This is a genomic window from Nostoc sp. UIC 10607 (genome assembly GCF_047228265.1).
Classification (GTDB): domain Bacteria; phylum Cyanobacteriota; class Cyanobacteriia; order Cyanobacteriales; family Nostocaceae; genus Nostoc; species Nostoc foliaceum_A.
Genome location: NZ_JBIQNW010000235.1, coordinates 1 through 563 on the forward strand (window position 1 = coordinate 1; position 563 = coordinate 563).

1 protein-coding gene is annotated in these 563 nt (G+C 46.4%); it reads left to right on the forward strand.

The window, feature by feature from the left end:
* The first annotated feature begins 125 nt into the window (after positions 1-125).
* Positions 126-521, forward strand: a complete 396-nt coding sequence (locus ACEYW6_RS36565; protein WP_412983663.1) for a reverse transcriptase N-terminal domain-containing protein — start codon at positions 126-128, stop codon at positions 519-521.
* Positions 522-563 lie beyond the last annotated feature (42 nt).

The following is a 563-nucleotide window of genomic DNA, read 5'->3' on the forward strand; positions in this document are numbered from 1 at the left end:
TCTCCAAGCTGGATTTATCCCCTTTTCCTGCACCCTCTTGACAAAAGTGCAATCCCTCTAACCTCTCACCGATGGCCTCTGCCCGTGGTGATGTGAAAGCATATCGCAGACTCCAAAAGACGCTGATGAAGTCATGGTCAGCAAGAGCCTTAGCGGTTCGTAGAGTTACCCAGGATAACCAGGGAAAAAAGACGGCTGGTGTAGATGGCGTTAAATCGTTGACTCCAAAGCAACGTCTAAAACTGACTGGAAATTTAAACCTGGATTCAAAGGTCAGCCCCACTAGGCGGGTATGGATTCCAAAGCCTAGAACAGAAGAGAAGCGACCTTTGGGTATACCTACAATGAAAGACCGAGCCTTGCAAGCGCTAGTCAAACTGGCAGTAGAGCCAGAATGGGAAGCGCGATTTGAACCTAACTCATACGGGTTCAGAGCCGGACGCTCATGCCAAGATGCGGTTGGTGCAATATTTAGTGCAATTAAGCTTAAGGCATCAAGTAAAAATAACTTGAACAATTAGGGAGAAATTTTGGGTTTGATAATATAGTTCCACTCACCATGA